The organism is Mariniflexile aquimaris (genome assembly GCF_042676825.1).
Classification (GTDB): Bacteria; Bacteroidota; Bacteroidia; order Flavobacteriales; family Flavobacteriaceae; genus Mariniflexile; species Mariniflexile aquimaris.
Window position 1 is genome coordinate 342443 of the sequence record NZ_JBHTIB010000008.1, and the last position, 24948, is coordinate 367390.

General features: G+C 32.8%; 34 protein-coding genes. 13 read left to right on the forward strand and 21 right to left on the reverse strand.

Annotated features, from left to right (window positions below):
- Positions 1–111: 111 nt before the first annotated feature.
- Entirely contained in the window at positions 112–1515 is a 1404-nt protein-coding gene (locus ACFQ0I_RS06390) for an anthranilate synthase component I family protein (RefSeq protein ID WP_379940501.1), read from the reverse strand.
- Between the two features lie 331 nt (positions 1516–1846).
- Here ACFQ0I_RS06390 and ACFQ0I_RS06395 point away from each other — a divergent pair, with 331 nt between their 5' ends.
- From ACFQ0I_RS06395 to ACFQ0I_RS06415, 5 genes are all read left to right on the forward strand, one after another.
- The gene (locus ACFQ0I_RS06395) at positions 1847–2383 is read left to right on the forward strand and encodes a TlpA family protein disulfide reductase (RefSeq protein ID WP_379940503.1); all 537 of its coding nucleotides are present in this window, start codon (positions 1847–1849) and stop codon (positions 2381–2383) included.
- Between the two features lie 6 nt (positions 2384–2389).
- Positions 2390–3010, forward strand: a complete 621-nt coding sequence (locus ACFQ0I_RS06400; RefSeq protein WP_379940504.1) for a thioredoxin family protein — start codon at positions 2390–2392, stop codon at positions 3008–3010.
- A gap of 111 nt (positions 3011–3121) precedes the next feature.
- Positions 3122–3439, forward strand: coding sequence for a rhodanese-like domain-containing protein (locus ACFQ0I_RS06405; RefSeq protein ID WP_379940505.1), 318 nt, complete (start codon positions 3122–3124; stop codon positions 3437–3439).
- A gap of 7 nt (positions 3440–3446) precedes the next feature.
- Positions 3447–3851 (forward strand): rhodanese-like domain-containing protein, encoded by a 405-nt coding sequence (locus ACFQ0I_RS06410; protein ID WP_379940507.1) that lies wholly within the window; start codon positions 3447–3449, stop codon positions 3849–3851.
- A gap of 154 nt (positions 3852–4005) precedes the next feature.
- A complete protein-coding gene (locus ACFQ0I_RS06415) occupies positions 4006–4275 on the forward strand; it encodes a hypothetical protein (protein WP_379940508.1) in 270 nt (89 codons plus the stop codon).
- A gap of 94 nt (positions 4276–4369) precedes the next feature.
- Here the strand turns inward: ACFQ0I_RS06415 and ACFQ0I_RS06420 are convergent, their stop codons facing one another.
- The 5 genes from ACFQ0I_RS06420 to ACFQ0I_RS06440 are packed head-to-tail and all read right to left on the reverse strand — an operon-like array spanning position 4370 to position 8530.
- Positions 4370–4873: a DUF192 domain-containing protein gene (locus ACFQ0I_RS06420; RefSeq protein ID WP_379940510.1), complete on the reverse strand. Its 504-nt coding sequence runs from the start codon at positions 4871–4873 to the stop codon at positions 4370–4372.
- Positions 4860–5789: a prolipoprotein diacylglyceryl transferase gene (gene lgt, locus ACFQ0I_RS06425; RefSeq protein WP_379940512.1), complete on the reverse strand. Its 930-nt coding sequence runs from the start codon at positions 5787–5789 to the stop codon at positions 4860–4862. The genes ACFQ0I_RS06420 and lgt overlap by 14 nt, the downstream gene beginning before the upstream one ends.
- Positions 5790–5843: 54 nt before the next feature.
- The gene (locus tag ACFQ0I_RS06430) at positions 5844–6968 is read right to left on the reverse strand and encodes a peptidylprolyl isomerase (protein ID WP_379940514.1); all 1125 of its coding nucleotides are present in this window, start codon (positions 6966–6968) and stop codon (positions 5844–5846) included.
- Between the two features lie 10 nt (positions 6969–6978).
- Positions 6979–7518: a gliding motility-associated peptidyl-prolyl isomerase GldI gene (gene gldI / locus ACFQ0I_RS06435; RefSeq protein ID WP_379940515.1), complete on the reverse strand. Its 540-nt coding sequence runs from the start codon at positions 7516–7518 to the stop codon at positions 6979–6981.
- Entirely contained in the window at positions 7511–8530 is a 1020-nt protein-coding gene (locus ACFQ0I_RS06440; protein ID WP_379940517.1) for a DHH family phosphoesterase, read from the reverse strand. The genes gldI and ACFQ0I_RS06440 overlap by 8 nt, the downstream gene beginning before the upstream one ends.
- Before the next feature lie 90 nt (positions 8531–8620).
- On the opposite strand from ACFQ0I_RS06440, the gene ACFQ0I_RS06445 reads away from it, so the two are divergent.
- Positions 8621–9040 carry a nucleoside-diphosphate kinase gene (locus ACFQ0I_RS06445; RefSeq protein WP_379940519.1) on the forward strand — a complete coding sequence of 140 codons (420 nt, stop codon included), beginning with the start codon at positions 8621–8623 and terminating at the stop codon, positions 9038–9040.
- Positions 9041–9154: 114 nt separating this feature from the next.
- Here the strand turns inward: ACFQ0I_RS06445 and ACFQ0I_RS06450 are convergent, their stop codons facing one another.
- The 4 genes from ACFQ0I_RS06450 to recF all read right to left on the reverse strand — a co-directional run bounded on the left by ACFQ0I_RS06450 (position 9155) and on the right by recF (position 11168).
- Positions 9155–9346, reverse strand: a complete 192-nt coding sequence (locus ACFQ0I_RS06450; RefSeq protein ID WP_379940521.1) for a cold-shock protein — start codon at positions 9344–9346, stop codon at positions 9155–9157.
- 141 nt (positions 9347–9487) lie between these two features.
- Complete coding sequence (locus tag ACFQ0I_RS06455; protein ID WP_034044451.1) at positions 9488–9679, reverse strand: cold-shock protein; 192 nt, start codon at positions 9677–9679, stop codon at positions 9488–9490.
- 97 nt (positions 9680–9776) lie between these two features.
- Positions 9777–10073, reverse strand: a complete 297-nt coding sequence (locus tag ACFQ0I_RS06460; protein ID WP_379940523.1) for a DUF721 domain-containing protein — start codon at positions 10071–10073, stop codon at positions 9777–9779.
- A gap of 12 nt (positions 10074–10085) precedes the next feature.
- Positions 10086–11168, reverse strand: coding sequence for a DNA replication/repair protein RecF (gene recF / locus ACFQ0I_RS06465; RefSeq protein ID WP_379940525.1), 1083 nt, complete (start codon positions 11166–11168; stop codon positions 10086–10088).
- Between the two features lie 140 nt (positions 11169–11308).
- On the opposite strand from recF, the gene ACFQ0I_RS06470 reads away from it, so the two are divergent.
- From ACFQ0I_RS06470 to ACFQ0I_RS06495, 6 genes are all read left to right on the forward strand, one after another.
- Positions 11309–12079, forward strand: a complete 771-nt coding sequence (locus ACFQ0I_RS06470) for a tetratricopeptide repeat protein (protein WP_379940527.1) — start codon at positions 11309–11311, stop codon at positions 12077–12079.
- 1 nt (position 12080) lies between these two features.
- Positions 12081–12566: a 6,7-dimethyl-8-ribityllumazine synthase gene (gene ribH, locus ACFQ0I_RS06475; RefSeq protein WP_379940529.1), complete on the forward strand. Its 486-nt coding sequence runs from the start codon at positions 12081–12083 to the stop codon at positions 12564–12566.
- Positions 12567–12952: 386 nt separating this feature from the next.
- Entirely contained in the window at positions 12953–13240 is a 288-nt protein-coding gene (locus tag ACFQ0I_RS06480) for a riboflavin synthase subunit beta (protein WP_379940530.1), read from the forward strand.
- 3 nt (positions 13241–13243) lie between these two features.
- Positions 13244–15094, forward strand: a complete 1851-nt coding sequence (gene mutL, locus ACFQ0I_RS06485) for a DNA mismatch repair endonuclease MutL (RefSeq protein WP_379940532.1) — start codon at positions 13244–13246, stop codon at positions 15092–15094.
- A 3-nt stretch (positions 15095–15097) separates the two neighbouring features.
- Positions 15098–15865, forward strand: a complete 768-nt coding sequence (locus ACFQ0I_RS06490; protein WP_379940534.1) for a rhomboid family intramembrane serine protease — start codon at positions 15098–15100, stop codon at positions 15863–15865.
- Positions 15865–16710: a rhomboid family intramembrane serine protease gene (locus ACFQ0I_RS06495; protein ID WP_379940536.1), complete on the forward strand. Its 846-nt coding sequence runs from the start codon at positions 15865–15867 to the stop codon at positions 16708–16710. The genes ACFQ0I_RS06490 and ACFQ0I_RS06495 overlap by 1 nt, the downstream gene beginning before the upstream one ends.
- 112 nt (positions 16711–16822) lie before the next feature.
- Here the strand turns inward: ACFQ0I_RS06495 and ACFQ0I_RS06500 are convergent, their stop codons facing one another.
- On the reverse strand, positions 16823–17029 hold the full coding sequence (locus tag ACFQ0I_RS06500) for a hypothetical protein (RefSeq protein ID WP_379940538.1): 207 nt from the start codon (positions 17027–17029) through the stop codon (positions 16823–16825).
- Positions 17030–17054: 25 nt separating this feature from the next.
- On the opposite strand from ACFQ0I_RS06500, the gene ACFQ0I_RS06505 reads away from it, so the two are divergent.
- The gene (locus ACFQ0I_RS06505; protein ID WP_379940540.1) at positions 17055–17774 is read left to right on the forward strand and encodes an endonuclease/exonuclease/phosphatase family protein; all 720 of its coding nucleotides are present in this window, start codon (positions 17055–17057) and stop codon (positions 17772–17774) included.
- A 48-nt stretch (positions 17775–17822) separates the two neighbouring features.
- Here the strand turns inward: ACFQ0I_RS06505 and ACFQ0I_RS06510 are convergent, their stop codons facing one another.
- The 10 genes from ACFQ0I_RS06510 to ACFQ0I_RS06555 all read right to left on the reverse strand — a co-directional run bounded on the left by ACFQ0I_RS06510 (position 17823) and on the right by ACFQ0I_RS06555 (position 24882).
- The gene (locus ACFQ0I_RS06510) at positions 17823–18131 is read right to left on the reverse strand and encodes a DUF6122 family protein (RefSeq protein ID WP_379940542.1); all 309 of its coding nucleotides are present in this window, start codon (positions 18129–18131) and stop codon (positions 17823–17825) included.
- The gene (locus ACFQ0I_RS06515) at positions 18131–18754 is read right to left on the reverse strand and encodes a WbqC family protein (protein WP_379940544.1); all 624 of its coding nucleotides are present in this window, start codon (positions 18752–18754) and stop codon (positions 18131–18133) included. Before ACFQ0I_RS06515 ends, ACFQ0I_RS06510 begins: the two co-directional genes overlap by 1 nt.
- Before the next feature lie 12 nt (positions 18755–18766).
- Complete coding sequence (locus ACFQ0I_RS06520) at positions 18767–19129, reverse strand: four helix bundle protein (RefSeq protein WP_379940546.1); 363 nt, start codon at positions 19127–19129, stop codon at positions 18767–18769.
- Positions 19130–19178: 49 nt separating this feature from the next.
- The gene (lepB, locus tag ACFQ0I_RS06525) at positions 19179–20744 is read right to left on the reverse strand and encodes a signal peptidase I (protein WP_379940549.1); all 1566 of its coding nucleotides are present in this window, start codon (positions 20742–20744) and stop codon (positions 19179–19181) included.
- A 67-nt stretch (positions 20745–20811) separates the two neighbouring features.
- Positions 20812–21516 carry a 4-hydroxy-tetrahydrodipicolinate reductase gene (gene dapB / locus ACFQ0I_RS06530; protein ID WP_379940551.1) on the reverse strand — a complete coding sequence of 235 codons (705 nt, stop codon included), beginning with the start codon at positions 21514–21516 and terminating at the stop codon, positions 20812–20814.
- Positions 21517–21518: 2 nt separating this feature from the next.
- The gene (locus ACFQ0I_RS06535; RefSeq protein WP_379940552.1) at positions 21519–22133 is read right to left on the reverse strand and encodes a DUF5683 domain-containing protein; all 615 of its coding nucleotides are present in this window, start codon (positions 22131–22133) and stop codon (positions 21519–21521) included.
- Positions 22123–23031 carry a ParB/RepB/Spo0J family partition protein gene (locus tag ACFQ0I_RS06540; protein ID WP_379940553.1) on the reverse strand — a complete coding sequence of 303 codons (909 nt, stop codon included), beginning with the start codon at positions 23029–23031 and terminating at the stop codon, positions 22123–22125. Before ACFQ0I_RS06540 ends, ACFQ0I_RS06535 begins: the two co-directional genes overlap by 11 nt.
- Positions 23032–23034: 3 nt before the next feature.
- Positions 23035–23799, reverse strand: coding sequence for a ParA family protein (locus ACFQ0I_RS06545; protein ID WP_379940556.1), 765 nt, complete (start codon positions 23797–23799; stop codon positions 23035–23037).
- A gap of 273 nt (positions 23800–24072) precedes the next feature.
- Positions 24073–24375: a DUF3784 domain-containing protein gene (locus ACFQ0I_RS06550; RefSeq protein WP_379940558.1), complete on the reverse strand. Its 303-nt coding sequence runs from the start codon at positions 24373–24375 to the stop codon at positions 24073–24075.
- 36 nt (positions 24376–24411) lie between these two features.
- Complete coding sequence (locus tag ACFQ0I_RS06555; protein WP_379940560.1) at positions 24412–24882, reverse strand: cobalamin-dependent protein; 471 nt, start codon at positions 24880–24882, stop codon at positions 24412–24414.
- Positions 24883–24948 lie beyond the last annotated feature (66 nt).

Sequence of the window (24948 nt, forward strand, 5' to 3'; positions counted from 1 at the left end):
GCAATTGTTGGAGCTCTTTTTTGTTTAATTAAAGACCTTTCGACTGCGCTCAAGGTGACAAAACAAAAAAAGCGACTTGCGAAAGCCCGACCCTTGTGGTAACGCCATAATTTATATTGTTTCGGCTAATTCAATAGCCTTTGTTAGTGCTCCTAATTTGTTGTATACTTCTTGTAATTCGTTTTCTGGATTGGATTTTGATACCAATCCGGCGCCCGCTTGCCAATGTAATTTATGGTTTTTACTTAAAAAAGTGCGTATCATAATGGCGTGATTAAAGTTGCCCTCAAAATCCATAAACCCAATGGCGCCACCGTAGTAGGAGCGACTGGTTTTTTCGTATTGCTCGATAAGTTGCATGGCGCGGTGTTTGGGTGCGCCGCTTAAGGTTCCGGCTGGAAAAGTATCGGCAACCACCTGCATGGTAGAGGTTTCTTTGTGTTTTTGCCCCGTTACTTTACTTACCAAATGAATAACGTGCGAGAAAAACTGAACCTCGCGGTAGGTGTCTACAGAAACATGACTGCCATGTCTGCTTAAATCGTTTCGAGCTAAATCTACTAGCATGACGTGTTCGGCGTTTTCTTTGGCGTCTTTTACCAGTTTTTTTGCTAATTCGGCATCTTGAATGTCGTTTCCTGTGCGCTTAAAAGTACCTGCAATGGGGTGAATTTCGGCTTTTCCGTCGCTTACTATTAGTTGTGCTTCGGGCGAACTTCCAAAAATTTTGAAGTTTCCGTAATCGAAATAAAATAAGTATGGTGATGGGTTGATGCTTCGTAAGGCGCGATACACATTAAATTCATCGCCTTTAAATTCTTGCGCAAAACTTTTTGATAAAACTAATTGAAACACATCACCACGACCGCAGTGTTTTTTAGCTAATTCTACGTGGTGTTTGTATTCGTCGTCTGATAAATTAGAACTAATGTCTCCGCTTGAATTAAAGCTATACGACGCGAAGTTTTTAACTTTAATTAAATGGTCTATTTCTTCAATATTGGGGTCAGAATTAAAACAATGCGCAAAAATATAAGCTTCATTTTTATGATGATTAATGGCGATTATATTTTGATAAACGGCGTAATTAACGTCTGGAATGCTTACTGAATTTTCTTTTTTTGAAATCTCAACGTCTTCAAAATAGCGTACCGCATCATAAGCAATGTAACCAAAAATACCGTTGTTTATAAATTTGAAGTCTTCTTCGGAATTTACTTTAAAACGTTTGGTGAATTGATTAATTTCTTCAGATACATCGGTAGTTTTAGTAATGGGCATAGACGTTTCGCTATCATCAGGAAACGTTTGAAAAATAGTTTCATTTTCAACCTTAATTGTGGCAATGGGGTTAAAACAGATGTACGAAAAACTATTGTCGTTGGCATGATAATCACTACTTTCAAGCAAAATACTATTTGGGTATTTATCTCTAATTTTTAAATAAATACTCACCGGCGTAATGGTATCTGCTAGAATTTTTTTGTAGTGTGTATATAAATTAAATTTGTTCATTTTTCTGAATGTATTTCAGTGTTTTAGTATTAAAAAAAGGCTTGTCGTGAACGACAAGCCTTTTGGATATTTTAAGTTTTAAATATACTAGGGTTTTACTTCACGAAACGTAAGTTTTGCAAGCTCCACCACCAAGTATTATTTAAAATTGTATTCATTTTTATTTTTTAATCGGTTCAAATATAGAAATCAAAATAGTTTTACACAATAGTTTTGTGTGTTTTTTGTATAAAACTATGTTAAACTGTTTTATTGCTATTAAGTATTAATTATTTTTATCGTTCTATTGAACTTTTGATAAAGTTCGTTTTTAAAATTTTAAAAAAATAATATGAGATTTAAAATATTGGTACTTGCTTTGGTTTTAATGGGGTGTAATAATTCTAAAAAGACCGATGTGGTTAATGTTACCGAAGAAGTAGAAAGCAGCGGCGACATATCAAAAAGTGACGATTTAGAAGTTTACGATTTTGCTGGTTTTGAAAAGTTTTTAAACCAAAACGACAATAAAATTCATGTGATTAATTTTTGGGCAACATGGTGCGCTCCTTGTGTAAAAGAATTGCCTTATTTTGAAAGATTAAATACAGAATATGGCAGCAAAAATGTAGATGTATTATTGGTGAGTTTGGATTTTCCGCATTTATACGATTCTAAATTAAAGCCATTTATAAAAAAGAAAAACATACGTTCAAAAGTTATTGCTTTAGATGATGTCGATATGAATACCTGGATTCCAAAGGTTGATGAAACATGGTCGGGATCGTTACCAGCTACCATTATTTATAAAAATAAGGAGCGTAAATTTTTTGAAAAATCATTTACATTTGAAGAATTAGAAACAGAAGTTAAACAATTTTTAAAATAGAATACTATGAAAAACACAATGAAATTATTTTTTGGACTTGTTATTGTTTTGTGCGTTAGTGCATTTACAATTGGGAAAACGTCTGTGAGTGAAGGCTACAAAATTGGTGATGTTGCCGAAGATTTTTCGCTAAAAAATATTGATGGAAAAATGGTGTCCTTATCTGATTATAAAAATGCCAAGGGATTTATAATAACGTTTACTTGTAACACATGCCCATACGCTGTTGCTTATGAAGACAGAATTGTTGCTTTAGATAAAAAATATGCGCCTAAGGGTTATCCGGTAATTGCCATTATGCCAAACAACATCGCCGTAAAACCAGATGATAGTCCAGCCGCCATGAAACAACGTGCAAAAGAGAAAGGATTTACGTTTCCGTATTTATTTGACGACGGACAAAAAGTGTATCCTAAATTTGGAGCTACTAAAACACCACATATGTTTGTGCTTCAAAAAACAAAAAAAGGGAATGTTGTTAAGTACATTGGTGCTATAGATGATAATTATAAAGATGCCAATGCTGTTACAACTAAATATGTAGAAAATGCGGTTGATGCCTTGTTGAAAGGCAAGGAAGTTGAACAAAAAGAGACCAAAGCTATTGGCTGTTCTATAAAAGTTTAATTTAATTCGTTCCGTTAAAAAAAAATCTAAAGTTTAAAACTTTAGATTTTTTTTTCGTCTATAATCGTAAGAAGTATTAATTTTGTGCCTTACAAAAATTAAATAATTACAATGGAAGATTTATCACAAGAAGAATGGACATCTCAATTAGAAGAAGATGCGAATGCGGTAATTTTAGATGTAAGAACAGATGCTGAAGTAGCAGGTGGGATCATACCAAACGCTATTCATATAGATATATATAAAGGACAGTTGTTTGTAGACGAAATAGAAGCATTAGATAAATCTAAAAATTATTATGTTTACTGCCGTTCTGGAAATAGAAGTGGGAAGGCCTGCGCTATTATGATGCAATTAGGTTTTGCCAATGCCTATAATCTTGAAGGTGGTATTTTAAGATGGGAAGGGGATATAGTTGATTTTGAATGATAAGATTATGATATACAAGAAACTTTTAATGTGCTTTATTATTTGTACAGCCATATTTGGTTGTAAAGAAGCTGTGAATAAAGAGCATGTAAAAGATATTTCTTCTAAAGAATTGCTTAAAATTATCGAATCTGGCGATGTACAATTAATAGATGTTCGCACGCCAGCAGAATTTAATGAAGGATATATAGAAAATGCTAAAAATGTCAATTTCGCATCACCTTCATTTGCTAAAGATATTACTACTTTAGATAAAGATAAACCTGTGATTATATATTGTCGTTCTGGAAATAGAAGCGGAAAAAGTGTTAAAGACTTTATAAACGCAGGATTTACAAAAATTTACGATTTCAATGGTGGGATTTTAGAATGGAAATCTGAAGGATTACCTCTTGTAACTGATACACCTTAGTTGCTTTAAATTAAGCATTTCCGTACCCAAACGTCGTGCTTTTCGTCGATGTTTTGCGTTTTTATCTTTTTTTTGGGTACTTTAACTTTTTTATTTTTTATAAATGCTCTGTTTTTTTACATTTATAACAATTAATCTATAAAATTCATCCCTCATGGAGAACGGTTACGTTATATTAGGAATAATAGCCTTATTATTTTTAAGTATGTATGGCTATGCGTATTTTTCTGTTGCATTAGAAAAAATTAAAGCGATTAGAGAAAAAAAAAGAAATGTGCTTAAAATGGAACAGAGACATCAAGAAAGTTTGAAAAAACAAGAACTTATTGATGAGAAGGTTCGAAAATTTAATGAAAGAAAGGAAGAGATTCAAAAAGAATTAATGCTGCTGGAAAAAATGAAATCAAGACAAAGAGTTGGTTAGCAAATAAAAGCAAACTGATTTCAAGATACAAACAATAAACGCCTGTAAATTAAATATTTACAGGCGTTTATTGTTGTGAAAAGTCTTTATATTACTACTGATAACTAATACTATCTCCAATAGCTAAACCCCAAGTATCTGCTAATCCGGCATTGACCTCAAGCACATATTTAGCAGGTGCGTTTGAAGGTAACGACGATTCATCGAAAGGCTTGGTGTTTTTTTGAAAGCTTACAATGGTTTTATTGGCGTTTATATATAGTATATCTAAAGGGATTTTAGTGTTTTTCATATAAAAATAGCGTTCACTTTCATCTTCAAAAACAAATAACATCGCTTGGTTTTTGTCCATAGATTCTCGGTACATTAACCCCGTTTGTTCGTCAAATTCGGTATCGGCTATTTCAATGTCTAGTTTAATTTCAGTAGAATCTGATACTTTATGAATAGTAAGTTCTCCTTCTTTTTTAAAGACAATTTCTGTTTGTTTTATAACTTTTTTGTCTTCTTTACAAGAAAACAAGTTTGTTATCAAAAAGCAGCTACCTAAAAATAGGAAGGTGTAAAATATCCTGAAATTTATTTTATTTAGCCACATGTTTTGGTTTGTAAATAAACATAAAATAAAGACCAATAATAATAAACGGAATACTTAACCACTGACCCGTATTTAAATTAAACCAGTTTATGTATTCATCGCCTTGTGGCTCTTTTACAAATTCCACAAAGAATCTAACAGTCCATAATAAAATTAAAAACAATCCGAATAAAAATCCGGTTTGGTCCTTTTTATTGGTTTTAGAATAGAAAAACCACAGAATTAAGAATACAAAAATATAACTAAAGGATTCATACAATTGTGCTGGATGTCTGTAAGGTACTGCATTTAAAAGTTCTGAAAACTGCGGATTATCAGTAACTGCGGCATAGGCTTTTTTGACATCGTTAATTCCTGTAAGTTGCATGATTTGGTTTTTGTAATATTCATCTTGAATAAAACGAACGCCAAATGACGAATCGGTTACCTTTCCAATAATTTCTGAATTTATAAAATTGCCAATTCGAATAAATACAGCTCCCGAAGCTACCGAAATAACAACGCGGTCTAAAATCCATAGCAACGATTTGTAATTATATTTTTTTCTGTATAAATACATCCCTATAATAATGCCAATCGCGGCACCGTGGCTCGCTAATCCTTGAAAACCTGTAAATTGAATACCGCCTTTAAAGCTAAATGGGAGAAATATGCTGAAAAAGTCTTCAGAAATTAATTCAGATTGATAAAATAAAACATGCCCTAATCTAGCGCCAATCATGGTAGCTAGTACCGTGTATATAAATAATGGGTCTAGATACTCTAATGAAATTTTCTCTTTAGTAAAAATACGTTTCATTATATACCAGCCAATCACAAAGGCGGTCACCCACATAAGACTGTAAAAATGAAGCTTAAAATTGCCAATAATATCAATTCCTGTAATAGGATTCCAATCAAATTTTAAAAGATACATAGGTTTTGTTTTTCGATGTAAAGATACAGGATTGCTGTATTTTTTTGAGCAGATTTAGTTAAGAACTTCAATAATTTCTACTTCAAATATTAAATTGGTTTTTGGTGGAATATCTCTACTTCCAGCATCCCCATATCCTAAATGAAAAGGGATGAACAAAGTAGCTTTATCGCCAACACTTAATTGTTGTAAGCCTTCTTTAAAACCAGAAATCATTCTTGCATTTGCGCTTATGTCTGCTTTTATAGGTTGGTATTGATTGGCTTCTTTTCTGTCTTCGTTAACCATATTAAATGTTTCAGCTATTTCAAGTTTACTAGTCTCTAATAGCCTGCCATCTTCAAAAAATACCGCATAATGGGTTAATACTTTAGAGTTTGTTTTAAGCTTTTTCCCAGATCCTTTCTCTGTTATAAAGTATTGTAAACCAGATTTTAAAGTGGTAGCTTGTTCTTGTTGAGTTTTAAATTTCTCTAAAGTGGCTTTTAATAAGGCAGCCGATTTTTCTGCGCGTTCTTTGGCAAGTCGTTCTGCTTTTACTAAGTGTTTGTAAAATACCTTGGGTGCATCAAAAGATGTTGCTGCAACACCTTTTCTTATTATGTTTAATTGGTTAATAACAACATCGACAATGGGTTTGTTATATTCATCGGTTTCAACATTCGAAATACTATCTTGTATATTTAAACCTATAACGAGTTCTCCAAACACCGAATGTGTATTGTCTAAATGTGGTTTTGGTATTTCGGTAATATAAAACTGACTTCCATTGGTGTTTGGACCCGAATTTGCCATGGCAAGTATTCCTGGTTTGTCGTGTTTTAAATCTTCATGAAATTCGTCCATAAAAATATAACCAGGGTTTCCGTTTCCAGTGCCCGTTGGGTCTCCACCCTGAATCATGAATTTATCCATCACTCTATGGAAAAGTAGCCCGTTAAAAAACGGTTTACCTTGGTACAAACTGTCTACCATGGTATTTGTTCCTTCGGCGAGCGAGACAAAATTTGCCACTGTTACGGGCGCTTTGTCGTACGCCAATTTAGCTACCATAACACCTTTTGTAGTTACAAATTCGGCATAAATACCATCTTCAAGATCTGGATATTGCGATTTGCAGGATGCTAATGTAATTAAACAAATAAATAAAAATTTTATTGGCAGTTTCAAATGGACCATTTTAAAATTTTTAGTTTTTCGGGGTAATGGAATTAACGGTAACGTCACAAATTAATGGCATATTACTACCTATTTTATCGCCATCGCCATAATAGCCATAAGCCTTTTGCGAAGGAAAAATAAATGTCATGGATTCACCAGTTTTCATGAGTTTAAGTCCTTCACGCAACCCCGTAAATAACTCTTGCTTATCCATAGCGTAGGTTTGGGTACTTATAGCTTCGGTAGAGTAAATAACTTGACCATTTAATGCTTTAACATTATAATTATAATTAATTAAATCGCCAAATTGTGGTGTAGGCAAACTATCTACGTCTATTTTTGTTTTATAGGAATACCAAAAACCATTAGGAGACGCAATAAAGTTTTTGTCTTTTTGTTGCTGCATGATTTTCTCTATGCGTAGTTTTTCTTTGGCGTTTAATTTTTTGTTTCGTTCTACCGAGGCGTCAATAAATGATCCGCTTTTCACCGAAACAGGTCGTCTAGCTTCTGGCGATTTACAACTAAATGCCAATATAATTAAGCTAAGAAAAATAAATTTATTCATTGTTTAGGGCTTTTTTATAACTAGGCAATATACTAATAAATTTCTCAACAGTATCGTTTAAAGATAAATAGCTTTTACCTCCCGCCGCATTTATATGTCCGCCACCGTTAAAGTGCGCACGAGCCATATCGTTCACCGAAAAATCTCCTTTCGAGCGTAACGAAATTTTAATAATGCCTTCTTGTTTGTCTTCAATAAATATGGCCGCCAAAACGATATTTTCTAAAGATAATCCATAATTTACGATACCTTCGGTATCACCTTTTTTATAATCGTAGCGGTTTAATTCTTCCTGAGAAAGGGTTATAAATGCGGTTCTAAGTTCAGGAACTACCTTTAAATTTGTTAAAGCACAGCCCAATAACTGTAAACTTTTATAGCTATTGGTATCAAATACATTGTTGTGAATTTCTGAGTTGTTGGCGCCTTTTTCAATAAGATGCGCTATAATTTCGTGGGTTTTACTCGAAGTTGATGGGAATCTAAACGATCCTGTATCGGTCATGATTCCTGTATATAAACAGGTTGCAATGTCACGGTCTATTAATTCAGAATCATCTAAAAAATTAATAAAATGATACACCATTTCGCTTGTAGAACTCATTGAGACATCGCTAAATACGTAAGTGGCATAATCGTCTGGTGCTTGATGATGGTCTATCATTATTTTGATAGCTTTACTTTCTGCAAGTACCGATTCCATATTGCCAGTTCTGTGAAGGGCGTTAAAATCGAGTGTGAAAATGATGTCTGCGTCTTTAATTAAAGCATCACATATTTTGGTTTGTGAGTCGTGTTTTAATATGGTATTTTCTCCGGGAATCCATTTTAAAAAATTTGGATAATCATTCGGTGAGATAACATTTACCGTGTGATTGTATTTAATTAGATAATGATAAAGACCTAAGGTAGAGCCAATAGCATCTCCATCTGGGTTTTTATGAGGAACAACAACTATTTTTTTTGGACTTGCTAATAATTGTTTGGTTTTTAGAATGTCTTGTTTTTTCATAGTTGACGAATATACAATTTTTTTAAAATTAGATAGCCTTGTTTTTTATGATAAATACCTTACTTTTACACGGAAATTTAAATTATTAAAATGGTAACAAACAGAACTTTTACAATTTTAAAACCAGATTCGGTTGAAAAAGGATACATTGGAGCAATATTAGAAAAGATATCGGTTTCTGGATTTAGAATTGTGGCGATGAAATTAACGCAAATGACGAAAGCAGACGCGGAAACGTTTTACGCAATCCATAATGAACGTCCGTTTTTTAAAGATTTGGTTGAATATATGACAAGAGGCCCAATAGTAGCCGCTGTTTTAGAAAAGGAAAATGCTGTTGAAGATTTTAGAACACTAATTGGAGCAACAAATCCTGCTGATGCAACTGAAGGAACAATAAGAAAATTATATGCCACTTCAATAAGTGAAAACGCAGTACATGGTAGTGATAGTGACGAGAATGCTGCAATTGAAAGTGCTTTTCATTTTTCGGGAAGAGAAATATTCTAACAACCTAAAAAGTGTTGTATGGTTTTAAAAAATTGATACAACACTTATAAAAAAATAAATCCCGCAATAGAATTGCGGGATTTTTTGTGTCTTAAAAAAATTAAATAGTATATATTAAATTACTTTTACATTTACTGCGTTTAATCCTTTTTTACCTTCTTTAAGTTCAAATTCAACAACGTCGCCTTCACGAACTTCGTCTATTAAACCTGAAATGTGAACAAAATGTTCTTTTTTCGAACCGTCTTCAATAATAAAACCAAATCCTTTGGCATCGTTGAAGAATTTAACTGTTCCTTTACTCATACTTGAAATAATATTAAATTAGTATTATAAAAGTAGTATAAAAATTTATGTAAAAAAATTTTTTTTCAGAAAGTTACTAAAAACAAAAAAGTCTATCATTTTGAATGATAGACTTTTAATGTAATTGTTAAAGTATATGTATTAGATTACTTTTACGTTTACGGCGTTTAATCCTTTTCTACCTTCTTGTAGATCGAATTCAACAGCATCACCTTCACGAATTTCATCGATAAGTCCTGAAATGTGTACGAAATGTTCTTTGTTGTTGTCATCTTCAGTGATGAATCCAAATCCTTTTGAATCATTGAAGAATTTTACGGTACCTTTACTCATTGTATGTATTTATAAAAAATTAAAGCACAAAGGTAGTATAATAATTCAGACAACATTGCTTTTTATCGTTTTTTTTATTTAAAATGTGTAAGTCTAATTATCTTAGTATCAATTTTTTAATTATTTCCTTGCCCAATTCCTCATTAAGCATCTTAATTATTTTTTCTTTTCCGTAACTTAATTCTTCTCTTAAAACACTCGAGCTTAGCTGGATATACAGGGTGCTATTTTCTAAATTTACAGCTCTTGTGTAATTGTTAACGCCGTTACCCATTAGGTTTGCCCAGGCATCTGCAACATTCACTTTGTTTAAACCTTTTTCTAATTTATTGGTTTCTACAAATTCTTTTAAAGCGTCGCTTATACTTATATGTTCGTTATTTCGTTTTGCCATCTGTTGTACTAATTATTCTAACTTAAAAATTTCATAAGACTGATGTACTTGTTTTACCGCATTTTCTGTTCTATCGGCATGTGTGTCACTTATAAAAAGCTGACCAAAATTCTCGTTGTCCACTAATTTAATAATTTGCGTTACTCTATTCTCATCTAATTTATCAAAAATATCATCAAGTAATAAAATAGGGGTTACGCCACTTTGTGCTTTAATAAAATCGAATTGTGCTAATTTTAAAGCAATTAAGAATGATTTTTGTTGTCCTTGACTGCCAAATTTTTTAATTGGGTGACTTTCAATATTAAAGTGTAAATCGTCTTTATGGATGCCAACACTCGTGTATTGTAACGTTTTGTCTTTGTTAATGTTTTTTTGTAAAAGTGTTTTTAAGTTGTCTTCAAACAAATCGCTATGATAATGTAATTCAACGGTTTCGTTTCCATTGCTTATGGCTTCATAGCGTTCTTTAAAGATAGGTATAAATGTTTTTAAAAATTGTTCTCGCTTTTTAAATATTTCTGAACCAAAATCATTTAACTGGCTGTTATAGACGTCTAAAGTATCGTTGTTAAAGGTGTGGTTTAAAGCAAAATATTTTAGTAAGGCATTGCGTTGTGCAAGAATTTTATTGTATTTAATAAGGTGTTCAAGGTAATTTTTATCACTTTGTGAAATTACACTATCAATAAATTTTCGGCGGGTATCACTTCCTTCAATAATTAGGTCTCTGTCGGCAGGCGATATAATTACTAAGGGTAAAAAACCGATGTGTTCGCTAAACTTTTCATAAGCTTTACCGTTGCGTTTAATCACTTTAGTTTGACCGCGTTTTAAACTTACAATGACTTTTTCGGTTTTTTGGTCCTTTTCATAATCGCCGTTTATTACAAAAAAATCCTCGTTGTGTTTAATATTTTGTGATGCTACTGGATTAAAATAACTTTTTCCGAAAGATAAATGGTAAATAGCGTCTAGAACATTTGTTTTTCCAATGCCATTATTACCAACAATACAATTTATTTTGTCGTTGAACGTGAACGATTTACTGTCGAAATTTTTGTAATTTAATAATGAAAGTGATTTTAAAATCATGTAAAAAGTAACTTATAAGTCGTAAAGAAGATATAACTCTTTAATAGGATGTGCAAATTATTGAAAAATATCAAATAAATAACCTTTTAGTTATGAAGAAAAATTATATTTTTGCGGCGCATTAATTTTACATAAAATACATGGCAACTTATACTAAAAAAGGAAATAAACCAAAATCTAAGGTAGAAAAGGAACAAGATATCGCTGCAGGATCAACCACTGCCGAAGTTTTTAATACATTAGATGAAACAGCATCAAAAACGGAGGCATTTGTAGAAAGAAATCAAAAATATATTTTTATAATTATTGGTATTGTTGCTGTCGTGGTAATGGGCTATTTAGGTTACAATGAGTTTATTGCAAAACCTAAACAAGTAAATGCCATGAACGATATGCATCAGGCACAAAAATATTTTAACGAAGCAGTTAATGGTACTGCTAAAGATTCCTTATACACCTTGTCTTTAAATGGTGGAGAAGGTAAGTTTGGCATGTTAGATATTATTAATGAATACAGCGGAACACCTGCTGCTAATTTAGCAAATTACTACGCTGGAACGGCTTATTTAAGATTGAAAGATTATAAAAATGCCATTAAACATTTAGGTGATTTTAAAAGTGACGACGAAATACTTGGGCCTTTAGCAAAAGGAAATATTGGTGATGCTTTTGCGCAATTAAACCAAAAAGAAGACGCCTTAGATTATTATGAGCAAGCTGCCGAAATGCGCACAAACGACTATACTGCACCAATGTATTACTACAAAGCGGGTATTGTTGCTTTAGATTTAGGTAAAGCGGATAAAGCACTTGAATATTTTAATAAAATAAAAGACGAATTTCCAAATTCATCTGAAGCAGCTACTATTGAAGTTTTTATAGGTAAAGCTCAGGTGCTGGCAAACAAATAATATGGCTACGGCAAATAAAAATTTATCTCATTACGATAAAGCAACAATCCCAAATGCGAGCAAGTTTCGATTTGGGATTGTTGTTTCAGAATGGAACGATTCTATAACAGAAGGTCTGTTTCAAGGCGCTTACGATGCTTTAATTGAGAATGGTGCATTACCAAATAATATTATACGTTGGAATGTTCCAGGAAGCTTCGAACTTATTTACGGAAGTAAAAAAATGCAACAGCAACTTGTTAATGCTGTTATCGCCATTGGAAGTGTTATTCAAGGAGAAACCAAACATTTCGATTTTGTTTGTGAAGGCGTAGCGCAAGGCATAAAAGACTTAAATGTGCTTCATGAAACTCCGGTTATTTTCTGTGTGCTAACAGATAATACCATGCAACAAGCCATAGACCGCTCGGGCGGAAAACATGGTAACAAAGGCACAGAAGCAGCTATCGCAGCCATTAAAATGGCAGAGTTGCGTAAAAATAGTTAATAGCACCTTTAGTTAATCTGATTTCTGGTTGTCAATTTTTCAATTGTCAATTCACTTGTTTTGTTAACATTTTTTAGCAATTCTATCTGTTGTTTCTGCCTATTTTTAAGTATTTTTGAGGTTTAATTATTCATGAAGTTTGTTTAAACCACGCAAAAATAAAACCTTTAATCACCAATCCGTTTTGTCTAAAAAAAATGAAACAGATGCTAGTTTAGATAAAGCTAAACAAATCGATTTTGTTTCGAAATGGAAAAACAATAAGGTAGGAAATCGCAAAGTTAGAGGTGTTTTACCATTAAGGACATTATTAATAGTTCTGGTATTATTATTGATTTGTATGTATTTATTGGATTCAAAATTCAATTAAATAAAACTAGGAAATTATGGGAATTTTTAAATTGCGAAAAAACAAAAAGTTTAGTTATACACCACGTTATTACGAAGATAGGGGTGAAGGAAATCCGTTTGAAATTAAACATAAATTTGATGAATTCAGGAAGACCGTTGGTCCTAATATTGGTATAAAAGCTAAATTTTTAAATGCTATAGACGAGCTAAAAAACAATCCAGATAAAGCAGTTACCAGACGTATATTAATTATCGCGGGTATTTTAGTCTTTATATTTTTATTAATTATCGAGTTCGATTTATCTATATTCTTTTCAAAATAATAGATGGCAGACATTATACAGCTTTTACCCGATCATGTTGCAAATCAAATTGCTGCTGGAGAAGTTGTACAACGTCCAGCATCAGTGGTTAAGGAGTTATTAGAAAATGCTATTGATGCCGATGCAACAACAATAAAACTTATAATTAAAGACGCCGGTAAAACACTTGTACAGGTAATTGATGATGGTAAAGGGATGAGTGTTACCGATGCCAGATTAAGTTTTGAGCGTCATGCAACTTCTAAAATTCGAAGTGCAGAAGATTTATTTCATTTACACACCAAAGGTTTTCGCGGTGAAGCATTAGCCAGTATTGCTGCTATTGCGCATGTAGAATTAAAAACAAAGCAAGAGTATGATGATGTGGGTAGTGCCATTGTAATAGAAGGTAGCACTATTACATCTCAAGAGGTGGTGGTTACACCAAAGGGTACTTCTGTTTCAGTAAAAAATCTTTTTTTTAATATCCCAGCGCGCCGAAATTTCTTAAAATCGAATGCTGTAGAATTGCGCCATGTTATCGACGAGTTTCACAGAGTTACCCTATCGCACCCAAATATAAATTTCGTATTTTATAACAATGGAAGCGAAACGTTTAATCTTCCACGTAGTAATTTCAGACAAAGAATTGTAAATATATTTGGTAGTAAAACCAATGAAAAATTGGTGCCGGTTGAAGAAGAAACCGAGGTATTAGTAATTTCTGGATTTGTTGGAAAACCTGAGTTTGCTAAGAAAACCAGAGGAGAGCAGTTTTTTTTTGTAAATGACAGGTATATAAAAAGTCCGTATTTAAATCATGCGATTTCTTCGGCGTATGAAGGCTTATTAAAAACTGGAAATCATCCTAGTTATTTTTTAAAATTAACGGTCGATCCTCAAACAATCGATATTAACATCCATCCCACCAAAACAGAAATTAAGTTTGATGACGAACACACGCTTTATGCCTTATTACGTTCGGCAGTAAAGCATAGTTTGGGGCAGTTTAATATTGCTCCTGTTTTAGATTTTGAGCGTGATGCCAATTTAGATACGCCGTATCATTTTAGTAAGAAAGAAACGAGCACGCCAATAATAGAAGTAGACAGATCGTTTAATCCTTTTAAAGAAAACTATAGTGCCGGAAAGCAAACGACGGCTTTTAAAAAACAAACCTTAAATAATTGGGATAGTTTATATGTTGGCCTAGAGTCTAAAGGAACACAAACAGAGCATAATTTTAGTGAAGTTCATTTTGAAAGTGAAGAAACTACCATATCGGCGTTTAGTGACGAAAACAAAATTGATCAGATACAAACCACTTATCAGCTTCATAATAAGTATATTGTAAGCACTATTAAATCGGGTATGTTGTTAATCGATCAGCATCGTGCACATCAACGTATTTTGTATGAAGATTTTCTAAAGAACATGACCATTAAGGAAGGTATGAGTCAACAATTGCTGTTTCCGCTAGAGTTGCACTTTTCTTCACAAGAAATAGAGATTATTAATCAGTTAAAAGAAGATTTAGAACATACGGGGTTTGTATTTTCGAAGGTTTCAAAAGAATGTGTTGAAATTACGGGGGTTCCGGTAGCTGTTCCAGAAAGTGAAGTGTCCATTATTTTAGAGCAATTAATTAGCGATGTCGAGAATGAAGTGCCAGATAGTAACTTTAGTGCCACCGATTTATTAGCAAAATCCATGGCCAAAAGTTTAGCTATAAAACGAGGGCAATTGTTACAAAAAAATGAACAAGAACATTTAGTTAATAAATTATTTGCGTGTAAAGAACCAAATGTGTCTCCAACAAATAGAGCAACATTTATTACCATGAGTGTTGATGAATTAGATAAAAAATTTATATAGTATATGATAAGAATTTCCGAAACTGTTAAACATTTAATGATCATTAACGTGATGATGTTTATTGGTACGCTATTTATTAGCAATGGTATTTTTTATGAGTGGTTTGCCATGTATTTTCCAGCAAATCCTGCATTTAAACCTTGGCAAATACTTACACATATGTTTATGCATGGTGGCGCTTATCTTAATAATTTAAGTATCATGCATATCTTGTTTAATATGTTTGCATTATGGATGTTTGGTACCCCGGTAGAACAGGTTTTAGGGTCTAGACGCTTTTTATTTATTTACCTTTCGGCAGGTTTGGGAGCTGTAGCAATGCAAGTAGGTTTTTATTATTTTCAATACTTGCCCAATTATAATTCGTTAATTGCATCTGGGTTAACATCAGATCAGATTACGCAAATGCTTTCCACTAATAAAGTTTTAGATACTATTTCTCAAGCACAATTAGTAGAGCTGCAGAATATTTTCCCGGTGTTTAATGCTAGTATGGTTGGGGCATCAGGCTGTATTATGGGGGTGTTAGCAGCTTTCGGAATGATGAATCCAAATGCTGAATTGATGCTTATTTTTTTACCAATTCCTATAAAAGCTAAGTATTTTATCCCTGGTATTATTATCTTAGACTTAATTTCTGGTATTACTGGGCAATCGTTTTTTAGTCCGAGTAACACTGCTTTCATGGCCCACGTGGGTGGTGCTTTAACAGGTTTTTTCATCATGTGGTATTGGAAAAAAAATCAATTTAACAAAAATCGCTGGTATTAATGAGTTTATCTAACGACATAAAATATAAGCTTAAAAGCCTTAACGTATTAGAAAAGATAATAGGCGTTAATGTTATTGCTTATGTTATTGGGTTACTTTTTCAATCTAATTTAAGTTGGTTTGAATTACCTAGTAGTTTTGGCGATTTCTTAACGCAACCATGGGCTCTAATAAGCTATGCATTTTTACATTACGATTTTTTTCATATACTTTTTAATATGCTCTGGCTATATGTTATAGGTAGAATGTTTTTGAGTATGTTTAGTTCTAAAATGGCCGTAAATATTTATTTTCTTGGGGCTATGTCTGGCGGATTATTATTTATGTTGGGCTATACCTTACTGCCAAGTTTATTTGGAGCAGACTCGCGTTTAGTGGGTGCATCGGCAGCTGTAAGAGCGTTATTGATATTTATTTGTGCCTATATGCCGTATCAAGATGTTCGTTTATTTATGTTTAATATAAAACTTTGGCATATTGGTTTGTTTATTGTTGTTTTAGACGTTGTTGGACTTTTTGGTTTAAACGCAGGCGGCAATTTAGCGCACCTAGGTGGCGCTACATTAGGGTATGTCTATGCTAAACAATTAATTAAAGGAAATGACATAGGAAAGGGTTTTGAGCGATTATTAGATTCTTTATCAAAGATATTTAAGGCCAGCAAAAAAGCGCCATTAAAAACGGTTTATAAAAATAAAGGTAAAGTAGGAGGATATACGAAAGGCGATTTTAATGAGTTTAATCATCAAAAACAAATTGATATTATTTTAGATAAAATAAGCAAAAGCGGCTATGATAGTTTAACAGCCGAAGAAAAGGAATTTTTGTTTAAATCGGGTAAATAGATTTTAATAAATCAATATGCATAGACCAATATAGAAACATGAAAAAGCTAAGTGTTATAAGTAAAACGGTCTATTGGGTTAATATATTGGTTGCGATCGTATTATTATTAGCTTACACTTTGCCCTTTTTACCTCCCAAGGCTTTTGCGGTCATGTCGGTTTTAAGTTTAAGTGTGCCATTTTTAATTTTATGTAATGCCTTATTTTTCTTGTATTGGCTGGTAAAACTGGAAAGACTATTACTTATTTCATTAGTGGTTCTGTTAATTGGACAATTGGTATATGGATCTTTATATAAATTTTCTTCTTCGACACGCATAGAGCATCCCAACAATATTAAAGTTATGAATTACAACGTAAGATTATTTAATCTTTACGATTGGATTCCAGAGAAAAATATCGAAACTAAGATTGTAGATTTTATAAAAACAGAGGCGCCCGATATTTTATGTGTTCAGGATTATCGCCCGAGTGCTAAAGTCGATTTATCTTTTTTTAAATATAAGTACGAAAAAGTTTCGGGAAATAAAATACATAACGGTCAGGTAATTTTATCGAAATATCCGATAGTAAATTCAGGATCTTTAGAGTTTCCGAATACCGCCAATAATGCCATATTTGCTGATGTGGTGAAAGGAAAAGATACCATTCGAGTTTATAATATTCATTTGCAATCGTTAAAGATTGACACCGATGTTGAAAAGCTAAAAAAAGAAAGTACGTTTCGAATATTTAAGCAAGTAGAAAACACCTTTAAAAGGCAACAGTTTCAGTCGGAAATATTTTTGCTTCATAAAAAGGAATGTCATTATAAAATGATTATTTGCGGCGATTTCAATAATACGGCATATTCATACGTTTATCGAAAAATAAAAGGCGATTTAAATGATACCTTTAAAAAAGCAGGAAATGGCTTTGGGCGTACTTATCATTTTAAATTTTTCCCGGTACGTATAGATTATATTTTTTCGGATCCCGCATTTGCCATTAACGGGTTTAAAGCGTATAATCATCATTTTTCAGATCATTATCCAATTATGGCTACTTTGTGTTTAGATAAGTAGTTATTTGTTTCGAGTTGCTATATTTTAGGATTTCATTTGATGCGTGGTCTACATCAACGCACAATCTACCGTATCGGCAAAAATATGAATAACCAAGCCTAAGGCGATTAATCTTGTTTTCTGCGGAATTAATAGCAACACGTAAGCAGCTATGGCATAATAGGAGTGAAGCGGATGAAAGTTGATGCTACATCTGTTCGAGTCGAAAATAGGCGTTGCTAAAAGATGGTCTAAATCGATGAGCATGCCTAAAATCATAATTAAAAATGCAAACTTCCAATTAGATTTGTAAAATACTAATGCCACTGCTAGTGGAATTAAAAAATGGCAACCATAATGCGCTAAACTTTGTAACATTATTGAGGTGTTATGGTTTGAGATTCTAAATAATTTACCGCGTTGGGACCTTCATTAAATAGTAAATCTAATATGCTGAGGTTTGGTATAAAACCATGCTTGTTGTTAAAGACTTGTGTATAAGTATCAAATTCTAACGGCTGTTCTTTTTTAGCATTTACCAAAAATCTAAAGTCGTGTTTATTTTCTATGGTTTTTTGATAAATTTCCGATTTTGAAACTGGCACATCTAATTGTAAACAGTCACAAATAACATCGAAACATTTCAAATTAAAATCTAAAATGAAATCTGCTTTCATGTGGAATAAAGGTTGTAATTCATCTTCATAAAATTCGAAAAACGGTGATGTTCTATAAGCTGAAAGTAAAGATTTCCAATGTAAATCCTGCCATTTTGATTCATTGAAGATTTTAACATCCCGATACTTTTGTCGATTTTTTTGTGTGTGAATCACTGGAATGTTTAATGCTAATTTACCGTTAGCACCATAAATATACGTGCGATTTCTATAGGTTTGTTTTAAAAAATTATCATCTAATTCAAACATAACATGGTCTGCATTTGCTATGGCAACAAAGTGCGCTATGTTTGGAAAGTATGTTGGGTGTAATAAAATGTTCATTTGTTGATGCGTTTATTTGTTTATTTGATAGTTGCGTAACGCATTCAACTTATTAGTTATACTTTCAATTTGTTCTCTTAGCGCAGTGTACGCATCTAAATCAATAAAATCTAGTTCATAGGAAATTATAATTTGATTTAATACTTCAACAGCAGAACTGAAAGCCATTATTGTGAAATGAGCTTTATCCTTATTCGATTTTCTGGCAGACCCTTCAGCTATATTTGAACAAATAGAAATAGAAGCTCTTCTTAATTGAGAAGTTAATCCAAATTTTTCGTCGGGTGAAAATTTACTGGTGATTATGTAAATATCTTTTGAAAGCTTTTTAGCTTCAACCCAAACTTCCAATTTTTCAAAACTATAGGTATACATTTTCAACAGTCATTTTACCAAATCAACAAATAAACAAAAAACGAATCAACTATTTTTTTCTCGCTCTCCATTTATTAAAGCCATACCAACCGAGTAATAACACCAAGAATGGTATCAAATAGGAAGTTGCTTTTCCTTCGCCACTAACAGTTGTAAAGAAACGCTCCCAACGTGGTTTTTTGCCATCCCAACTCATCCAAATAAATACAGGTTTTCCAACAACATGATCAAACGGCACAAAACCCCAGGCTCTGGCATCAATAGAGTTGTGGCGGTTATCTCCCATCATCCAATAATAATTTTGTTTAAATGTATAGGTAGTGGCTACTTCACCATTGATTAAAATTTGGTTGCCTTTTACTTGTAAAGTATTGCCTTCGTATTCAGTAATAACACGTTTGTATAGTGGTAAAACTTTTAAATTAATAGCAATGGTTTTTCCTGCCTCAGGGATGTATAACGGACCAAAAAAGTCGACATTCCAGTCGTAATTTGGGTCGTGCGGAAAAACATTGGCATCTCTAACACCTTTTTCTTGAATGTTTGGAGTTATACTTAATACATTCGGATTATTTTTAAATTTATCTCTAGCTTCATCAGAAATAGCTGAAAAATAATAGGTATTTTGATTATTTATTATAACAAAACCGTCCGTGATATCATATCGTTCTTTTAAATATGCAGGATTAAATTGTGTAGATTTTGGTTGTACAAGGTAACTAAATTGTAAATGCGCTCTATCTGGCAATTCATTTTTCTTTCCATTTATATACACATAGCCATTGCGAACTTCTAAAGAATCACCAGCAATACCCACACAACGCTTAACTAAATTGGTTTTTTTGTCGATAGGTTTGTAATAATTTCTGTCTGGATGAAAATCGTTCATATCCAACAAGGTGTCTGCTGGCTGGTTAAAAACTACAATATCGTTTCTTTCAATTTTTTCAAACCCTGGAATTCTAAGATACGGTAGTTGTAATTTGTTCTTCCAAGACGTACTTCCTTTATGATCATCAAATAAATACGATTTATTTTTTAATACAGGAATGCTGTCGTGTACCATAGGTGCACCAACAGTGGTCATAGGTACGCGTGCTCCATAATGAAATTTACTTACAAATAGAAAGTCGCCAACAAGTAACGATTTCTCAAGCGACGATGACGGAATGGTAAATGGTTGAATAAAATAGGTATGCACAATGGTAGCTGCAACAATAGCAAATAATATGGAACTTATCCAGTCGCCAGTTCCAGATGTAGGGTGCAAACTTCTATTTTCAATGTAAGTTACATTAGCGGCGTAGTTTAAGTAGTAGTTATAAAACCCTAATGTAACAATAGCCAACAAGGTATCTAAATTACTGTTTTTTCCAAAACTTCTGGCAGTTTCAACCCAAATTACAGGAAACATGATTAAGTTAACAATAGGTAAGAATAAAAGAATAACCCACCACCACGGACGATTAATTATTTTCATTAAAACAACGCCATTGTAAACCGGTACAAAAGCTTCCCATGCTTGTTTTCCTGCCTTAATGTATAATTTCCAAGTACCAATACCATGTATTACTTGAATAATCAAAATGAAAATAAACCATTGTGTTAATGTCATAATCGTATTTTTATAATGTTTGTTTAGTCGCTAAACTTACTAATGATGTTACCCTTTAAACTAGATGTTAACCAATATTTAACACATCGTTCATTGAAAACACGCCCGATTTTCCAACTATCCATTCGGCAGCAACCACAGCACCTAAGGCAAATCCTTGTCTGTTGTGTGCTATATGTTCTATGCTAATGGTGTCTACTTCACTTTCGTATTTAATAGTATGTGTACCAGGAACGTCTGCAATACGTTTTGCTACAATTGGAATTGTCTTTTCTCCAGATTCGTCTAATTGCCACTTTTCAAAATTCGAATTATGCGCAATAATATCGTTCGCTAACGAAATAGCAGTTCCGCTAGGAGCATCTAATTTCTGTGTATGATGAATTTCTTCCATAGAAACATTGTACTGTTTTAAGGTACTCATCATTTTAGCAAGTGTTTTGTTAAGCTCGAAAAATATATTTACGCCTAAGCTATAATTTGATGCATAGATAAAAGCGCCTTTCTTTTCTTCGCATAAAGCGACTGCCTTATCGTAATGTTCTAACCATCCGGTGGTTCCAGAAATTACAGGAACGCCATTATTTAAACAATTCGAAATATTGTTAAATGCCACTGTTGGAATACTAAAATCTATGGCTACATCGGCTTTTGTTATATCGTAATTATCGTCGTCTTTATCAACAGTTAATACAATCTTATGACCGCGATTAATGGCAATTTGTTCGATGGTTTTACCCATTTTTCCGTATCCAAGTAAAGCAATATTCATAATTAAAATTTAAAGTTTAAAGTTAATCCAAGATTGCTCGTTCTATCAATCTCATTTATTTTAAAATGTGGTGCCAACGATAAATTTTCATCTACATTGTACTGCATTAAATGTGCATCTACGTTAGCATCAATAATATTTAAGGCATAAATACCTATGGTAACTAAGAGTGAAATTTCTTTGTTTTTACGGTAGAATTCTTGTGCGCGTTGTAAGCCATCGGTTGTAACTCGGGGAGAGCTTAATTGATTGCCTTGGGTGTCAAAATAAAACTCATCGGTAGTAAGTCCGGCAAGTCTGCTTTTATAGGCATCTCTGTACCGGTTATATTCTTTGTTGTTGTTGGTATAAAAATAGATACCGGTAGCTAATCCTCCATAAACAATGGGGATTTTCCAGTATTTTTTGTTATACGCTTGACCTAATCCAGGCAATACGGCCGAATAAAAAGCAGCTTTTGCAGGCGCGAGTGCATTATAGGAGTTTCTTTTAACTATTACTGAATCTGCAACGATTTCTTTAGGAAGCTCGTTTTTTTTCTTATTTTTTTCTTGTGCTGATATACACCAGCAAAAAAATATTGAAAATAGGCCAGCAATAAAAAATTTATTTGGCACCTTCTACTAATTTTTTAATACGATTAAAATCTTCTTCAGAATGAAACGGGATAGTAATTTGTCCTTTTCCATTTTTAGATATTTTAACGTCAATTTTATGTCCAAAGTATTCAGAAAAGGCATTTATTCCTTCTTTAACATAGCTTGGAACTATGGTTTCTGCTTTTTTAGGAGCAACTTTTACTTCTTGATTGGTGTTATAGTTGCGCACAAGACTCTCTGTGTCGCGAACCGATAACTCGTTTGAAAGTACTTTTTCGTAAATATCTAATTGCGTTGAAGGATCGTCAATTGTAATTAGCGCACGTCCATGTCCCATAGAAATAAAACCGTCGCGCATACCTGTTTGAATAATTGGGTCTAGTTTTAATAAGCGCAAATAGTTTGTAATGGTAGATCGCTTTTTCCCAACACGCTCACTCATTTGCTCCTGTGTTAGGTTTATTTCGTCAATTAAACGTTGGTAAGACAAGGCAATCTCTATAGGGTCTAAATCTTGACGCTGAATATTTTCAACCAATGCCATTTCTAGCGATTCTTGGTCGTTTGCTATTCGAATGTATGCAGGAATGGTTTCTAGACCAATTAATTTTGATGCTCTGTAACGACGCTCACCAGAAACTAATTGATATTGATTAAAACCTAATTTTCTAACTGTAATTGGTTGAATAATACCCAATTCTTTAATAGAAGACGCTAATTCTCGTAAAGATTCTTCACTAAAATTAGTACGTGGTTGAAATGGGTTAACTTCAATAAACTCTATATCTAACTCAATAATATTTCCTATTACCTTATCGGCATTTTTATCCTGAACGGATTGTATGTCGTTACTAGGATCTTTTAAAAGTGCAGATAAACCTCTACCTAAAGCTTGTTTTTTAATTGCCTTAGCCATAAATTAAGAGTTTTTATTGATTATTTCTTTTGCCAAACTTAAGTAATTAGTAGCACCTTTACTGGCGGCGTCATAATTAATTATATTTTCTCCAAAACTTGGAGCTTCGCTTAATTTTACATTTCGCTGAATGATGGTTTGAAATACCATATCGTTAAAATGCTTCTGAACTTCTTCCACCACTTGGTTTGAAAGTCGCAGTCTAGAATCGTACATAGTCAGTAATAAACCTTCTATATCTAATTCTGGATTATGAATTTTTTGTACACTTTTTATCGTGTTTAATAATTTGCCTAAACCTTCTAATGCAAAATATTCGCATTGAATTGGTATAATAACCGAATCGGCGGCCGTTAAAGCGTTAAGAGTTAACAAGCCTAAAGACGGCGCACAATCAATTAAAATATAATCGTAGTCATCTTTAATTTCTTGTAATGCTTTTTTAAGCATATATTCTCTCGCTTCCTTATCAACAAGCTCAATTTCAATAGCAACTAAGTCTATATGCGCCGGAATAATATCTAAATTAGGCGTTTCTGTTTTTATAACAGCCTCTTTTGCAGAACTTGAATGTTCTAACAGTTGGTAGGTGCCTATTTCTACAGATTCGACATCAATTCCTATTCCGGAAGTTGCATTTGCTTGAGGGTCAGCGTCAATAAGTAATACTTTTTTTTCCAGCACTCCAAGAGATGCTGCTAAATTTATAGAAGTTGTAGTTTTGCCAACGCCTCCTTTTTGATTTGCAATTGCAATGATTTTACCCATTAAATGAATCTATTTTATGAACGGTAAAAATACAATTATTTATGAGGAATAAAAACCCAAAATGCAAACATTAGGTTAAAAGAATTAATGTGCTACACTTAAGCTGAATTTTGTGAAAGTTAATATCAAAAAACCAATACATCTATCAGGCGTAATTTCGTATGTTATATGCGAATTAAGATTATGGGGTAATTGTGAAAGTTGTTGATTTATAGTGGATAAGAGTTGAGAATTGGTTTCTGAAAGTAGTCTAATTGGTATTAAATATTATTTTTATTTTTTATACTTTTTCGAGTTAGCTTTTATAAGTAGATAAGGAACCCCGCTAAATATGGCTAGCATTAAAGCGATAAATTCAATGCGAGGATTTTCCATCCATTTCGCTAAAAAGTAGCCAATAATAATTATTAAAGCCATTCCAAACATGGCATTTCTAAAAATTGTAGCGATGCCTTCGATGTCATATTTAGACTTTTCTGTCTTCGACATAGTGTTGTATCCAGCGATAAGGAAGTACATTTTTCCATATTTTATAAGGATTCCAAGGACTATGAATATAATTGCGACCGTAATCATTATGCTATAAAATTAAGAAGCCGTTTCAATTCTGGTTTAACTTAGCAGATGTTCTAATAGCTCAATAGCCGAATCATTTGTTTTTGAATCGGGGCCGTAAACGAAACTTACTCCAGAATCTATATAGAATTTGTAATCTGGTTTTGGAATATTTCCTGTAACGATAACTATAATATCTTCACGATCATAGGTTTTTAAAATAGCAACAACTTCCTGAACTAAATTTTTATGTTCTGTGGGAAGCGACGAAATACTTAAAATATGAACATCGTTCTCAATGGCTTGTTTGGCGACATCTTTTGGCGATTGGCATAGTGGACCGATATCGACATCAAAACCCACATCGGCAAATCCGGCGGCTATTACTTTTATACCACGATTAGAGGCGTTTTGCTCCATGTCGGCCATTAAAATACGAGGTCGTCTGCCTTCATGATTTGCGAAAGTATTGGCTAATTCTTGTGCTTTTTTAAGCGATTCGTCATCCTTAATTTCTTTGTTGTACATGGCTGTTTTTTGTTTCTGCTGAAGGCGCTAATTCTGAAATTATATTCGTTTTTTAATGAGATTTTT